The organism is Microbacterium sp. FG3 (assembly GCF_057809335.1).
Map to the genome: position 1 here is coordinate 15,896 of NZ_JBMDJT010000035.1, position 14,114 is coordinate 30,009.

The 14,114-nt window shown below is 73.5% G+C and carries 12 protein-coding genes; all 12 read left to right on the forward strand.

All coding sequences use genetic code 11. The annotated features are described in order from the left end of the window. The first annotated feature begins 78 nt into the window (after positions 1-78). The 12 genes from ACODR5_RS11080 (at position 79) to ACODR5_RS11135 (ending at position 13,982) form a co-directional block, all read left to right on the forward strand. Entirely contained in the window at positions 79-1,218 is a 1,140-nt protein-coding gene (locus tag ACODR5_RS11080; RefSeq protein ID WP_488983665.1) for a thiamine pyrophosphate-dependent dehydrogenase E1 component subunit alpha, read from the forward strand. A gap of 11 nt (positions 1,219-1,229) precedes the next feature. Then, positions 1,230-2,195, forward strand: coding sequence for an alpha-ketoacid dehydrogenase subunit beta (locus tag ACODR5_RS11085; RefSeq protein WP_449853131.1), 966 nt, complete (start codon positions 1,230-1,232; stop codon positions 2,193-2,195). Positions 2,196-2,199: 4 nt separating this feature from the next. Then, a complete protein-coding gene (locus tag ACODR5_RS11090; RefSeq protein ID WP_449853132.1) occupies positions 2,200-3,528 on the forward strand; it encodes a dihydrolipoamide acetyltransferase family protein in 1,329 nt (442 codons plus the stop codon). A 51-nt stretch (positions 3,529-3,579) separates the two neighbouring features. Continuing rightward, complete coding sequence (locus ACODR5_RS11095; protein WP_488983666.1) at positions 3,580-6,807, forward strand: DEAD/DEAH box helicase; 3,228 nt, start codon at positions 3,580-3,582, stop codon at positions 6,805-6,807. A gap of 48 nt (positions 6,808-6,855) precedes the next feature. Continuing rightward, positions 6,856-7,836 (forward strand): metal ABC transporter solute-binding protein, Zn/Mn family, encoded by a 981-nt coding sequence (locus ACODR5_RS11100; RefSeq protein WP_488983667.1) that lies wholly within the window; start codon positions 6,856-6,858, stop codon positions 7,834-7,836. A 132-nt stretch (positions 7,837-7,968) separates the two neighbouring features. Next, positions 7,969-8,784, forward strand: coding sequence for a metal ABC transporter ATP-binding protein (locus ACODR5_RS11105; RefSeq protein WP_449853092.1), 816 nt, complete (start codon positions 7,969-7,971; stop codon positions 8,782-8,784). Further along, the gene (locus ACODR5_RS11110) at positions 8,781-9,668 is read left to right on the forward strand and encodes a metal ABC transporter permease (protein ID WP_488983668.1); all 888 of its coding nucleotides are present in this window, start codon (positions 8,781-8,783) and stop codon (positions 9,666-9,668) included. Before ACODR5_RS11105 ends, ACODR5_RS11110 begins: the two co-directional genes overlap by 4 nt. A 10-nt stretch (positions 9,669-9,678) precedes the next feature. After that, positions 9,679-10,086, forward strand: coding sequence for a Fur family transcriptional regulator (locus ACODR5_RS11115; RefSeq protein ID WP_488983669.1), 408 nt, complete (start codon positions 9,679-9,681; stop codon positions 10,084-10,086). 61 nt (positions 10,087-10,147) lie between these two features. Beyond that, the gene (locus ACODR5_RS11120; protein ID WP_488983670.1) at positions 10,148-11,158 is read left to right on the forward strand and encodes a permease; all 1,011 of its coding nucleotides are present in this window, start codon (positions 10,148-10,150) and stop codon (positions 11,156-11,158) included. Then, complete coding sequence (locus ACODR5_RS11125) at positions 11,151-11,918, forward strand: TIGR03943 family putative permease subunit (protein WP_488983671.1); 768 nt, start codon at positions 11,151-11,153, stop codon at positions 11,916-11,918. Before ACODR5_RS11120 ends, ACODR5_RS11125 begins: the two co-directional genes overlap by 8 nt. Next, positions 11,908-13,311 carry a hypothetical protein gene (locus ACODR5_RS11130; protein ID WP_488983672.1) on the forward strand — a complete coding sequence of 468 codons (1,404 nt, stop codon included), beginning with the start codon at positions 11,908-11,910 and terminating at the stop codon, positions 13,309-13,311. The genes ACODR5_RS11125 and ACODR5_RS11130 overlap by 11 nt, the downstream gene beginning before the upstream one ends. Next, entirely contained in the window at positions 13,308-13,982 is a 675-nt protein-coding gene (locus ACODR5_RS11135; RefSeq protein WP_488983673.1) for a DNA-3-methyladenine glycosylase, read from the forward strand. Before ACODR5_RS11130 ends, ACODR5_RS11135 begins: the two co-directional genes overlap by 4 nt. The last annotated feature ends 132 nt before the right edge of the window (positions 13,983-14,114 follow it).

Below are 14,114 nucleotides of genomic sequence, written 5' to 3' on the forward strand. Positions count from 1 at the left end.
ATCCCGCCATCGGATTCGCGAAGGCGTTGTCGGGAGTGCCGCACCGCCGATCCGCCGGGGCGGCCCTAGCGTGGAACGGTGACTTCGGCGTGGAATGAGACGGACGACGGCCTGGTGCGCATTCTCGGCGCTGACGGCGCGATCGCGCCCACCGAGGCGGCGGAGCGCTACCTGCCGGTGATCGATGCGCTCGACGACGGCACGCTCGAGACGTTCTACCGCGACATGGCGGTGGTGCGCGCATTCGACCGGCAGGCCACGCTGCTGCAGCGGCAGGGACAGCTCGCGCTGTGGCCGCCCTCGCAGGGGCAGGAGGCCGCGCAGGTGGGGTCGGCCCGCGCCGCGCGCCCGCAGGACCACATCTTCCCCTCGTACCGCGAGCACGTCGTGTGCACGATCCGCGGCGTCGATCCCGTCGACATCATCAAGCTCATGCGCGGCGTGAGCCACGGCGGCTGGGACCCCACCGACCCGAAGAACGGCCGCACCCGCCTCTACACGCTCGTGCTCGGCTCGCAGACCCTGCACGCCACGGGCTTCGCGATGGGCCTGAGCTTCGACGGCAAGGCCGGCACGGGCGACCCCGAGACCGATGAGGCCGTGATGGTCTACTACGGCGACGGCGCCTCGAGCCAGGGCGACGTGCACGAGGCCATGGTCTTCGCCAACAGCTACCGCGCGCCGCAGGTCTTCTTCCTGCAGAACAACCAGTGGGCCATCTCGGTGCCCGTGTCGACGCAGTCGCCCGTGCCGCTGGCGGATCGGGCCCGCGGGTACGGCATGGAGAGCATCCGGATCGACGGCAACGACGTGCTCGCCGGCTACGCCGTGACGAAGCTCGCGCTCGACGAGGCGCGCTCCGGAGCTGGGCCGCGCGCGATCGAGGCGGTCACGTACCGGATGGGTGCGCACACGACGAGCGACGATCCGACGAAGTACCGCACGAGCGACGAGGAGCAGCGCTGGGCGCAGCGCGATCCGATCGAGCGGATGCGCACCTACCTGCGCGCGCGCGGCGCCTCGGACGCGTTCTTCGCGGGCGTGGACGCCGACGCGGCCGCCTATGCGGAGGACGTGCGCGTGCGGACGCTGCAGCTGGAGGGCCCGGCCCCGGAGTCGATGTTCGCCCACGTGTACTCCGAGCCGCACCCGCTCATGCGGGAGCAGGCCGCGTGGCTGGCCGAGTACGAGGCGTCGTTCGAGGAGGCAGGCGAGTGACCGTCGAGGTGATGACGTTCGGCAAGGCGCTGAACGCCGGCCTGCGCAAGGCCATGGCCGACAGCGACCGCGTGCTCATGATGGGCGAGGACATCGGCCGCCTCGGCGGCGTGTTCCGCGTCACGGAGGGCCTGCTGGCATCGTTCGGCGACCGCCGCGTGCTCGACACGCCCCTGGCCGAGTCCGGCATCGTCGGCACGGCGATCGGCTTGGCGATGGGCGGCTTCCGCCCCGTGGTCGAGATCCAGTTCGACGGGTTCGTCTTCCCCGCCTTCGACCAGATCACCACGCAGCTGGCCAAGCTCACCAACCGGCACGAGGGCGCGCTGTCGCTGCCCGTCGTCATCCGCATCCCGTACGGCGGGCACATCGGCGCCGTGGAGCACCACCAGGAGAGCCCGGAGGCGTACTTCGCCCACACGCCGGGCCTGCGGGTCGTGAGCCCGTCGACGCCGAACGACGCGTACTGGATGATCCAGGACGCGATCGCGTCGAACGATCCGGTGATCTTCATGGAGCCCAAGTCGCGGTACTGGCACAAGGGCGAGGTGGATCTGGGCGAGCGCGCCATGCCGCTGCACGGCAGCCGCGTGGTGCGCAAGGGCACCGACGTGACGCTCGTGGGCCACGGCGCCATGGTGACCACGTTGCTGCAGGCGGCCGTGCTCGCTGAGGCCGAGGGCACGAGCTGCGAGGTGATCGACCTGCGCTCGCTCTCGCCGGTCGACTACGGCCCCCTGCTCGACTCGGTGCGCGCCACGGGCCGCATGGTCGTGGCGCAGGAGGCGCAGGGCTTCGCGAGCGTGGGCAGCGAGATCGCCGCGACCGTGACCGAGCGGGCGTTCTACTCGCTCGAGGCGCCCGTGCTGCGCGTCTCGGGCTTCGACGTGCCCTTCCCCCCGGCCAAGCTGGAGGGGTCGTACCTGCCCGACGCGGACCGCGTGCTCGAGGCCGTCGACCGCGCGCTGGCCTACTAGGAGGATCCCGATGCAGACCTACAACCTGCCCGACGTCGGCGAGGGACTGACCGAGGCCGAGATCGTGCAGTGGCACGTGAAGCCGGGCGACGCCGTGGCGGTGAACGACGTGGTCGCCGAGATCGAGACGGCCAAGTCGCTCGTGGAGTTGCCCTCGCCGTTCGCCGGCACGGTGTCGGAGCTGCTCGTGGCGGAGGGCGAGACCGTCGCCGTCGGCACGCCGATCCTGGCCGTGTCGGGCGAGTCGGACGTGCCCGCGCCCGAGGCGCCGCAGGCGCCGGCCGCCGAGTCTTCCACCGGGGCGTCGGACGCCGGCGGCTCGGTGCTCGTGGGCTACGGCACGGGCGGCGAGGTGCAGACCCGCCGGCGCAAGGCGCCGCGCGAGAAGACGGTGGCGGCCGCCGTGGGCGTGGTCGCCAAGCCGCCCATCCGCAAGCTCGCGCGCGACCTCGGCATCGAGCTGTCGGACGTGACCGCAACGGGAGCCGCCGGCGAGGTGACGCGCGACGACGTGCTGCGGCACGCCGAGCAGGCCAAGGTGTTCCGCAACCTCGAGACGCCGCAGTGGCCCGAGGAGCGCGAGCGACGCATCCCCGCCCCGCCGCGGGCGACGCCCCCGCGCCCCGCCGACGACCGCTACGAGGCGATCCCCGTCAAGGGCGTGCGCAAGGCGACCGCCAACGCGATCGTCGGATCCGCGTACACGGCCCCGCACGTCTCGGTGTGGACCGACGTCAACGCCAGCCGCACCATGGAGTTCGTGCAGCGGCTCAAGCAGCAGCCGCAGTTCGCCGACGTGCGCATCTCGCCGCTGCTCGTCTTCGCCAAGGCGCTGATGTGGGCCGTGCAGCGCACGCCCGAGATCAACTCGGCGTGGATCGAGACCGAGGACGGCGCCGAGATCCAGGTGCGCGGCTACGTGAACCTGGGCATCGCGGCCGCGACTCCGCGCGGCCTGCTCGTGCCCAACATCAAGGACGCGCACGCGATGTCGACGCGCGAGCTCGCCGTCGCGCTGCAGAACCTCACGCAGACCGCGCGCGAGGGCAAGACCCGCCCCGAGGACCAGCAGGGCGGCACCATCACGATCACGAACATCGGCGTGTTCGGGATGGACGCCGGCACACCGATCATCAACCCGGGCGAGGCGGGCATCGTCGCGATGGGCGCGATCCGGCAGAAGCCCTGGGTGGTCGACGGCGAGGTGCGCCCGGCGTGGGTGACGACGGTGTCGGGATCGTTCGACCACCGCATCGTCGACGGCGACAAGATCAGCCGCTTCCTCGCCGACATCGCGGCCGTGCTCGAGGAGCCCGCGCTGCTGCTCGACTGATCCCGGTCCCCGGCGTCCGGGAATGGGGGTGGGGGTCCGTAGGCTCGGCGGGTGCCCTCGTTCGTGCTGACGCCCGCCGCCGTGGGGGAGCTGTGCGCGCCCGGGGATGCCGAGGCGGGGCGGATGCTCGCGGATCGGGTGCCGATCCGGATCCTTCGGATCGAGACCGGGCGGGACTTCTCGGGCGCGCTCGTGGCGGTGGGAACCGCGAGCGTCGAGGTCGAGGCGGAGTTCGACGCGGCAGGCGAGGGGCTCGTGCGCTGCTGGTGCGCGGACGACGGGGCCGGCGGCTGCCCGCACGCCGCCGCGGCGCTGTACGCGCTCGCCGAGGGCGACGAGCCGTTCGGCGTGGGCCGGATCGCGGCCCGCGCGGGCGCCGAGACTGCTCGCCCGAGGGGCGGGATCGAGCCGTGGGAGCGCGCGCTACGGGGCATCCTGGAGCCCGCGGCCGAGAGCGACGAGCCCGAGCTGGCGCTGCTGTTCGCCGTGCGCCCGGCCGAGCAGGGCGATCCGCCCGGGGAGGGCGTCGCGATCCGCCCCGCCGTGCGCGGCCGCAGCGGATCGTGGATCCGCTCGGGCGTCTCGTGGGAGGCGATCGATGAGCGCGGGGCGGCGGACCGGGGCACCCGGGCGCTGGTCGACCTGCGCGCGCTGCACGCCTCGCGCGAGAACTTCGCGGCGGTCGGGGCGCGGCTGCGGCCGAGCCGCGGGCACCGCACGTACTACGGCGGCTGGGGCAGCCCGGAGTGGATCCGGCTCGACGCCGTGCCGTCGCGCGGGCTCTGGGCGCTGCTCCGCGAGGCGCACGAGGCCGGGGTGCCGTTCGTGGCGGACGAGCGGCTGCAGCGCGCGGTGGGGCTGGAGCGCGAGGCGATCGCGGCGGCGCTCGACCTGCGCGCGGTGCGCGGCCGGCTCTGGGTGGAGCCGGCGCTGGGCGGCGAGCCGGGCGAGCGGATGCTGCCGCTCGGCGCGCCGACGGTGGCGATGGCCCGCGTGGCGGAGGGCCGCGTGGCCGCGCTCGTGCCGCTGGAGCGGCCGGTGGGCGCCGAGTTCGACCGGCTGCAGCGCACCGGACGGGTGTCGGTGCCCGCCGCGGGCATCGAGGGCTTCGTGCGCGACTACCTCCCGGCGCTGCGCGCCGTGGCACCGCTCGTCTCGAGCGACGGATCGTTCGACGTGCCCGAGCCGGCGCTGCCCACGCTCGTGCTCGCGATCCGGCACGCCCACCCCGTGGCGCGGCTCTACTGGGAATGGGAGTACGACGACAACGCGCCCCGGCTGCCCGAGGCCGAGCGGCGCATCCTCGACGAGGTGGCGGCCGCCGCCGGCCGCTTCGCGCACCTGCTGGGCGAGCGCGGGCGCGAGGAGCCGTTCGTCTCGCGCGACCTCGGCCGCGACGAGACGATCGAGTTCCTCGCCTCCGTGCTGCCGGCGCTCGGATCCGTCGAGCGGCTGCGCGTCGAGGCGCACGACGAGCTGCCGCGATACAGCTTCGCGACGGAGGATCCGCGGGTGCGGATCGGCGCCGATCCGAGCGGGAACGACTGGTTCGAGCTGCGGATCGTCGTCACGATCCAGGGCGAGCCGGTGAGCACGGGCGCGCTGCTGACCGCGCTCTCGCGCGGGCAGACGTACTTCACGCTGCTGAGCGGCACGGTCTTCCCCCTCACGAGCCCGCTGTTCGCGCGGCTGCGCGACATCCTCGCCGAGGCGCGGGCGCTCGCCGACGAGACGTCGGAGACGGTGCGGATCAGCCGCCACCAGGTCGACCTGTGGGGCGAGCTGTCGGAGCTCGGCATCGTCGAGGCGCAGCGCAGCGAGTGGTTCGACGCCCTGCGCGCGCTCGGCGACGCGCGCGTCGAGCCGCGCGATCCGCCGCCGTCGTTCGGCGCCGAGCTGCGCGACTACCAGCGCGCCGGGTTCAGCTGGCTCGACTTCCTGCGCCGGCACCGGCTGGGCGGCGTGCTCGCCGACGACATGGGCCTCGGCAAGACGGTGCAGGCGCTCGCCGCGCTCGACCAGGCCCGCCTCGACGAGCCGGACGCGCGGTTCCTCGTCGTCACGCCCACGAGCGTCGTGGGGCACTGGCTCGCCGAGGCCCGGCGCTTCGCGCCCGAGCTGGGCGCCGTCGCGCTGACCGAGACGGCCGCCAAGCGCGGCACGACCGTGGCCGACGCCGCGGGGGACGCCCGGCTCGTCGTGACGAGCTACGCGATCTTCCGGCTCGACATCGAGCAGTTCCAGGCCCTCGGGTTCCGCGTGGCGATGTTCGACGAGGCGCAGCAGATCAAGAACTCCGCGTCGCGCGGCTACGCGTGCGCGCGGCTGCTCGACGCGCCGACGAAGTTCGCCCTCACCGGCACGCCGATGGAGAACGACCTGCTCGAGCTGTTCGCGCTCGCCACGCTCGTCGCGCCGGGGCTGTTCGGAACGCGCGCGCACTTCCGCGAGGAGTACCAGCGCACGATCGAGCGCGAGAACGACCGCGGCCGCCTCGCCCGCCTGCGCTCGCGGATCCGTCCCTTCCTGCTGCGCCGCACGAAGGAGACCGTCGCGCCCGAGCTGCCGCCCAAGACCGAGCAGACGCTCGAGGTCGTGCTGCACCCCGAGCACCGCAGGGCGTACGAGAAGCGGTTCCGGCGCGAGCAGCAGAAGCTGCTGGGGCTGCTCGACGACGTGAGCCGCAACCGCGTGCAGATCCTCGCCGCGCTCACGACCCTGCGCCGCCACGCGCTCGACCCCTCGTTCGCCGGCGCGGCCGGGCCCTCGGCCAAGCTCGAGGCGCTCGGCGCGCTGATCGACGAGGTCGTGGCCGAGGGGCATCGCGTGCTCGTGTTCAGCCAGTTCACCGAGTTCCTCGGGCTCGCCGCGACGGTCGCCGAGGAGCGCGGCGTGCCGTACGCGTACCTCGACGGATCGACGTCCCCGCGTCGCCGGTCCGCCATGATCGACCGCTTCGTCGGCGGCGAGGTGCCCGTGTTCTTCGTCTCGCTGAAGGCCGGCGGCGTGGGCCTGAACCTCACGGCCGCCGACTACTGCGTGCTGCTGGACCCATGGTGGAACCCGGCGGCCGAGGCGCAGGCGGTGGACCGCACGCACCGGATCGGCCAGGACCGGCCCGTCATGGTCTACCGGCTCATCGCCGCCGGCACGATCGAGCAGAAGGTCGTCGAGCTGCAGGGCCGCAAGCGACGCCTCTTCGAGGACGTGCTCGGATCGGACGACGTCTCCGGCGCCGCGGCCCTGACGGCGGACGACTTCCGGGAGCTGCTCGCCTGAGCCTTCGTCGATTTTGAGAACCGTTATCGTTCTGCGTAGGGTATGCGCATGACCCGTCGCATGCTGCCCGTCCTGTCCCTCGCCGCCGTCTCGGCGCTCGCCCTCGCGGGCTGCGCCTCGAGCCCCGGCGACGCGGCCGCGGACGAGGGCGGCGTGTCGATCGTCGCGTCGACGAGCGTGTACGCCGACCTGGCCCAGGCGATCGTGGGCGGCGCCGCCGAGGTCACGGCCATCATCGACTCGCCCACGCAGGACCCGCACGAGTACGAGGCCACGGCGCGCGACCAGCTCGCGGTGCAGGAGGCCGATCTCGTGATCCTCAACGGCGGCGGCTACGACCACTTCGCCGAGGATCTCGTCGCGGCCGCCGGCATCGAGCACGTCGTCACGGTCGTGGAGTACAACCACGCCGAGGATGAGCACGCCGAGGACGAGCACGAGCACGCCGAGGACGAGCACGCCCACGAGGGCGAGTCCGAGGAGGGGCACGAGCACCACCACATCGAGGGCTTCAACGAGCACGTCTGGTACGACCCGCACACGATCGCGCACGCGGTCGAGGCGATCGCCGAGGAGGCCGAGGCGCTGCTGCCCGACGACGCCGAGACGATCCACGCGAACGCCGAGGAGCTGATCGCGCAGATCGAGGGCCTCGAGACGGGCCTGGGCGAGATCGCCGCCGCGCACGAGGGCGCGACGGTGTTCTTCACCGAGCCGGTGGGCGGCTACCTGGCCGCCGAGGCGGGCCTGACCGATGTCACGACGGAGGGCTTCGCCGAGGCCGTGGAGGAGGGGCAGGACGTCGCGCCCGCCACGCTGCTCGCGGCGACGACGGCGATCGAGGGCGGCGAGGTCGACGTGCTCGTGACGAACGTGCAGACGGGCGGCCCCGAGACGCAGGCCGTGCTCGACGCGGCCGAGACCGCCGGCGTGCCGGTGGTCGAATACGGCGAGACGCTGCCCGACGGCGAGACCTACGTCACCTGGATGCAGGCCAACATCGACGCGCTCGCCGACGCCCTGGCCTGATCCACTCTCCCGCGAACCCGCCCTCGTTCGCCGAACCCGCGCTCCATCCGGGGCGGGTTCGCGGATCGAGGGCGGGTTCGCGGATGTAAGCATGCCGAGAACCGTTATCAGGATCAGCGATAGGCTGAGGGGATGACCGCGCCCGTTCTCGAGATCGACGGCGCCGCGCTGCGCCTGCGCGGGCGCGAGCTGTGGGCCGGCCTCGATCTGCGGGTCGAGCCCGGGGAGTTCGTCGCCGTGCTGGGACCGAGCGGATCGGGCAAGACCACGCTGATGCGGGCGATCCTGGGCCTGCGCGAGCTGAGCGAAGGCGGCATCCGCGTGGCGGGGGAGCCCGTGCGGCGCGGCAATCCGCGCGTGGGGTACATCCCCCAGCAGCTGCCGTTCCCGGCCGACACGAGCCTGCGCGCCCGCGACCTCGTCGCCCTCGGCGTGAACGGCGCCCGCTTCGGCCTGCCGATCCCGCCGCGCGGCGCCCGCGCCCGCGTCGACGCGCTGCTGGAGGCCGTGGGCGCCACCGCGTACGCCGACCACCCGGTCGGGCGCCTCAGCGGCGGCGAGCAGCAGCGGCTGCGCGTGGGCCAGGCGCTGGCCGACGACCCCGCCCTGCTGCTGTGCGACGAGCCGCTCTCGAGCCTCGACCTGGCCAACCAGCAGGCGATCACCGAGATCATCGACCGGCAGCGCGCGAGCGGCACGGCCGTGCTCTTCGTCACGCACGACGTGAACCCGATCCTGGATCGCGTGGATCGCATCCTCTACATCGCGGGCGGGCGGTTCACGCTCGGCACCCCGGAGGAGGTGCTGCAGACGCACGTGCTCTCCGATCTGTACGGCGCGCCCGTGCACGTGCTGCGCGCGGGCGACCGGCTCGTCGTCGTCGGCATCCCCGACGCCGATCCGCACCACGCGCACGAGCACGAGCACGACCACGAGGCCCACGCATGATCCGCCCCGCCCTCGAGTGGAGCGACGTGTTCTCGTTCCAGGACTACGGCGCGCTGCTGCAGCTCGTGTCGAACTCGCTCGTCGCCGGCGCGGTGCTCGGCATCGTGGGCGGCCTGATCGGCATCTTCATCATGCAGCGCGACATGGCCTTCGCCGTGCACGGCGTGAGCGAGCTGTCGTTCGCCGGCGCGGCGGCCGCGCTGCTGTTCGGCGGCTCGGTCGTCGCGGGATCGCTGCTCGGCGCCATCGCGGCGGCGCTGCTCATCGGGCTGCTCGGGGCCAGGGCGCGCGACCGCAACTCGATCGTCGGCGTGCTGATGCCGTTCGGGCTGGGCCTGGGCATCCTCTTCCTCTCGCTCTACGAGGGGCGCAGCGCCAACCGGTTCAGCCTGCTCACGGGGCAGATCATCTCGGTCACGACCCCCGACCTCGGCTGGCTCATCGGCATCTCCGCGGCGGTGCTCGTGGCGCTCGTGCTCGTGTGGAACCCGCTGCGCTTCGACTCGCTCGATCCCGATTCCGCCGCCGCGCGGGGCGTGCCGAGCACCGCGATCAGCATGCTGTTCATGCTGCTCATGGGCCTCGTCGTCGCCGTGGCCGTCCACATCATCGGCGCGCTGCTCGTCATGGCGCTGCTCGTCACGCCGGCCGCCGCGGCGATGAAGGTCGTGCACGGCCCGCTCTCGGTGCCGCTTCTGTCGGCGCTGTTCGGGTTCGTATCGGCCGTCGGCGGCATCCTGCTCGCGATCGCGGGCACCCTGCCGGTGAGCCCGTACATCACGACCATCTCGTTCCTCATCTACGCCGTGTGCCGGCTGATCGCGTGGCGGCGGGACCGGGCCCAGCGCTCCCATGCCCAGGCGGCGTCGAGGAGCGCGGCATAGGATCGGCACCATGGCGCAGCGGAACACATGGCAGCGCGAGCGGGTGCGCGACGCGCTGGGCGAGGCCGCCGGCTTCGTGAGCGCGCAGACCCTGCATCAGTCGCTGCGCGAGGCCGAGACGGGCATCGGCCTGGCCACGGTCTACCGCGCCCTCGCGGGCCTGACGGCCGCGGGCGAGGCCGACTCCCTGCAGAGCCCCGACGGCGAGGCGCTCTACCGCGCATGCCGCAGCACCGGCCACCACCACCACCTCATCTGCCGCTCGTGCGGCCGCGCCGTCGAGATCGAGGCGCACGCCGTGGAGCAGTGGGCGCGCGACACCGCCGCCGCGCACGGCTTCACCGAGGCCGAGCACGTCGTCGACATCTTCGGGCTGTGCCAGGAGTGCTCGGCCCGGAAGGCCGCCGCGGGGGCGTGACCCGGGCGGGCCGTCGGCCGGAGCCGCGCACCCGCCGCACAACGAAGGCAGATCGAGCACGATGACCACGATTCAGGCGCCCGTTCGCCGCCGCGCGCGCGTTCTTCCTTCGTTGTGCATCGGCCTCGTCGTCGTGGCGGCGCTGTTCGCGATCGACGCCTTCGCGCCCGCGCTGTTCCCCGCCGACCTGCCCTCGCGCGCGCAGGACGGGCTCACGCTCGCGCTCAGCGTGCTCATCGAGGCCCTGCCGTTCGTGACCCTCGGCGTGGTGCTCTCCATCGCCGTGCAGGTGTGGCTGCCGGACGGCGTGATCGAGCGGATCCTGCCGCGCGCGGGCTGGGCGCGCCGGGCCGTGCTGTCGCTGCTGGGCATGTTCATCCCCGTGTGCGAGTGCGGGAACGTTCCCTTCGCGCGCGGCCTGCTCATGCGCGGCGTCGGACCGAGCGACGCCCTGGCGTTCCTCGTGGCGGCGCCGATCGTCAACCCCATCGTCATCCTCACCACGCACCAGGCCTTCGGCTGGAGCGACGGGATCCTCGTGGCGCGGCTGCTGGGCGGCTACGCGATCGCCAACCTCGTCGCCTGGCTGTACAGCCGCCACCCCGACCCGCAGCGCATGCTCACGGAGCGGTTCGCGCAGACGTGCGAGGTCGTCGCGAACGAGCCCGGATCGCGCGCGCGGCGCAGCATCGCGCAGCTGGTGGTCGAGCTGCGCGCGGTGATGCCGGCCCTCGTCATCGGATCGGCCCTGGCCGGTGCCGTGCAGGTGCTCGTGCCGCGCAACGCGCTCGTCGCGATCGGCTCCAATCCCGTGCTGTCGATCGTCGCCATGATGCTGCTGGCCGTGACCGTGGCGATCTGCTCGAACGTCGACGCGTTCTTCGCGCTGTCGTTCGCGTCGACGTTCTCGCCCGGGTCGCTCGTGGCGTTCCTGCTCGTCGGGCCGATCGTCGACGTCAAGATGCTCGCGCTGATGCGCACGACGTTCACGTGGCGCGTGCTGTCCGGCATCGTCGTCGTCGTGATCCTGTCGGCCTTCGCGATCGGGATCGGGGTGAACCTCCTTGCGTAGCCGCCTCGGATCCCTCGGCACGCGCTGGCTCGGCGTGGGCCTCGCGACGGTGCTCGCCGTCGTCACGATCGGCCTCGCGTGGACCGACCGGCTCGCCCTGTACATCAACCCCGCCCAGACGTGGTTCGCCGTGGGCATGGCCGTGATCGTGCTCATCGGCGCCGTCGCGTCGTTCGCGCTGCCCCTGGGCGCCGAGGCCGACCACGGGCACGACCACGGCGACGACGACCACGCGCACGGCGAGCGGTCGCCGCGCGTCGCGCTCGCCGTCGGCGCGGTGGGCGGCGTGCTCGCGACGGGCGTGGCGGCAGGCGCCATCCTGCTGCCGCCTGCGTCGCTGTCGGTCGACCTGGCGATGGAGCGCGACACCGGCACGGCGCCGCTGTTCGCGGGCGCCGACGACGTCGTGCTCGCGGCCGGCTCGGACACGAGCGGCTTCGGGGTGGGCGACTGGGCGGCGGTGTTCGCGCGCGCGACGAGCCCCGACGCGTTCGACGGCGCCGAGGTGACCCTCACGGGCTTCGTCACGCCCGCGGGCGAGGGGGAGGACGGCATCCGCCTGGGACGCCTCGTCATCACCCACTGCGTCATCGACGCGCAGCCCGCCTCGCTCCCCGTCGCGCCCGTCGGGGGCGAGTTCCCCGTGGGCGGATGGATCGAGGTCGAGGGCGTCGTCTCCGCCACCGCCGAGGGGGAGCTGGTCGTGGAGCCGGCATCGGTGACCGAGGTGCCCGAGCCCGAGGATCCGTATGAGTACTGACCGCATCCCGCGCCGCGCCGCACGCCTGCGGTCCGCGCGGCGCCACTTCGCCGCGGCCTTCGCCGCCGTCGTCGCGGCGCTCGCCGTGCTCGCCGGCGCGGGCGCCGCCGTGAGCCTGTCGCAGGGGCCGCGCGTGAGCGACGCGCAGGTCGATCCGGCCGCCGCCATCGAGGTGGCCGGCGCCCGGGCGATCCTCACCGCCAATCAGGCGCTCGCCCCGATCGATCCCGCCCAGGTGGTCGTGGAACCGGAGGCGGCGCACACCGTCGAGGCGGCCGGCCGTGCCGTGGGCGTGCGCTTCACGGCGCCGCTCGACGCCGACACCGAGTACCGCGTCTCCGTCGAGGGGGTGCGCGGGGTCGGCGGCGGGCCCGCGGCCACGCTCGAGACCACCTTCCGCACGCCGCCCGCCGAGGTGCTCATCCTGGAGCGCAGCGAGGACGGGGACGACACCATCTACCGCGCCGGCCTGGACGGCGAGCGCGTGGCGGTGGTGAGCCACCCCGAGATCGACGACTTCCGTGCCACGAGCGACGCCATCGTCGTGTCGGTGCGGGAGGGCGGTCGCGCGCGGCTGATCGTGACGGATCGGGACGGCGGGAACCCGCGCGACGTCGCGCTGCCGGGCGATGGGATCATCGCGAGCCTGCAGGTGTCCGAGCGGGGCGGCACCATCGGATACACCTACACCGACCTCGACGCCGCCACCGGCATGCAGTCGGTGCTGCACTTGTCGTCGCTGCGCGATCCGGGGGCGGATGCCGTGCCCGTCGAGGTGGGCGACGAGGCTCCGAGCGTGGACCGCTGGCGGTTCGTGCCCGACTCGTCGGCGCTTCTCATGATCGACTTCGACGGCGAGCTCATCCTCGTCGAGCCGGACGGCGCCGATCCGGCCTTCCTCGGCACGGCCGTGACGATCGACGCCGTCACGCGCGGCACCTACACGGCGGTGGTGGAGCGGATCGACGCCGGGCTCGTCACCCTCGACCTGGCCACGGGCGAGGAGACGCCGATCACCGAGGCCGATCCCGAGCCGGGCACGCTCGGCTTCATCGCGCCCCTCCCCGACGGCGACTCGGTGCACCGCTACGCCGTGCTCGGCGACGACGGCCTGCCGGCCGCGGCCTCGATCGCGCACGTGACCGCCGAGGGGCAGGCGCGCGAGCTGCTGCACGTGGCGGCGCCCGACGTCGTGCAGCAGGTGTGCGTCTCGCCGAGCGGCCAGTACGTCGCCGTGCTCGTCGCCCCCGACCTCATCGACAACCCGTACGACATGGCCGCCCAGCCGATGCCCCGCACGCTCGAGACGCGGATCGTCGAGGTCGACTCCGGCGAGCAGGTGGGCGCGCTGCGCGGCTTCGACATCTCGTGGTGCCAGGTGGGGCCCTGGTGAGCGGGCTGCGGCCCGCCACCCGCGACGACCTGCTGCCGCTCGCGGTGGAGGTGGCGCCCCGTCTGCTCGGCGCCGTGCTCACCACGGTGGTCGACGCGGGGTCGGGCCCCGAGACGGTGGCGGTGCGCATCACCGAGGTGGAGGCGTACCACGGCGCCGGATCGGGTGACGTGCCGGATCCCGGATCGCACGCGCGCATGGGGCGCACGGCGCGCAACGCGACGATGTGGGGCGAGCCCGGGCATCTCTACGTGTACCTCAGCCACGGCATCCACTCGTGCGTCAACGTCGTGTGCGGGCCCGCCGGCCGCGGCGACGGCTGCCTGCTGCGCGCCGGTGAGATCGTGCGCGGCGCCGACATCGCCCGCCGCCGCCGGCACGTGCGAGGCGTGGCCAGGACCGATCGCGACCTCGCCCGCGGCCCCGGCCGTCTCGGCGACGCCGTCGGTCTGCGCCACCCCCTGCACGATGGCATCGACGCGGTCGCCGGTGGCGAGCTCGGAGGGGCGGTGGCCCGCCTCGAGCTGCCCGTCACGCCGCTGGCGGAGTACGCCACCGGGCCGCGCGTGGGCGTTGCCGGCATCGCCGGCACGTCTGCCTACCCCTGGCGCTTCTGGATCCCGAACGACCCCACGGTCTCCCCCTTCCGCCCCGGCCGAGGAGCTGTGTGAGGCGGTCGACCCCCCGGTCGAAGCGACCACCGCAACTGCCATGGTCGCTTCGCTCGCACAGTGATCGGTTCGACGTGATCGGTTGCTGAACGGAGCGGCGGAGCCGCGGAGATGAAGCGACCACCGCAACCG

What these genes read in the sequence shown, in the direction of transcription:
- ACODR5_RS11110 (WP_488983668.1), top strand. Translation starts at nt 8,781, where the DNA reads ATGATCCGCCCCGCCCTCGAGTGGAGCGACGTGTTCTCGTTCCAGGAC.
- ACODR5_RS11105 (WP_449853092.1), top strand. Translation starts at nt 7,969, where the DNA reads ATGACCGCGCCCGTTCTCGAGATCGACGGCGCCGCGCTGCGCCTGCGC.
- ACODR5_RS11130 (WP_488983672.1), top strand. Translation starts at nt 11,908, where the DNA reads ATGAGTACTGACCGCATCCCGCGCCGCGCCGCACGCCTGCGGTCCGCG.
- ACODR5_RS11085 (WP_449853131.1), top strand. Translation starts at nt 1,230, where the DNA reads ATGACGTTCGGCAAGGCGCTGAACGCCGGCCTGCGCAAGGCCATGGCC.
- ACODR5_RS11100 (WP_488983667.1), top strand. Translation starts at nt 6,856, where the DNA reads ATGACCCGTCGCATGCTGCCCGTCCTGTCCCTCGCCGCCGTCTCGGCG.
- ACODR5_RS11120 (WP_488983670.1), top strand. Translation starts at nt 10,148, where the DNA reads ATGACCACGATTCAGGCGCCCGTTCGCCGCCGCGCGCGCGTTCTTCCT.
- ACODR5_RS11115 (WP_488983669.1), top strand. Translation starts at nt 9,679, where the DNA reads ATGGCGCAGCGGAACACATGGCAGCGCGAGCGGGTGCGCGACGCGCTG.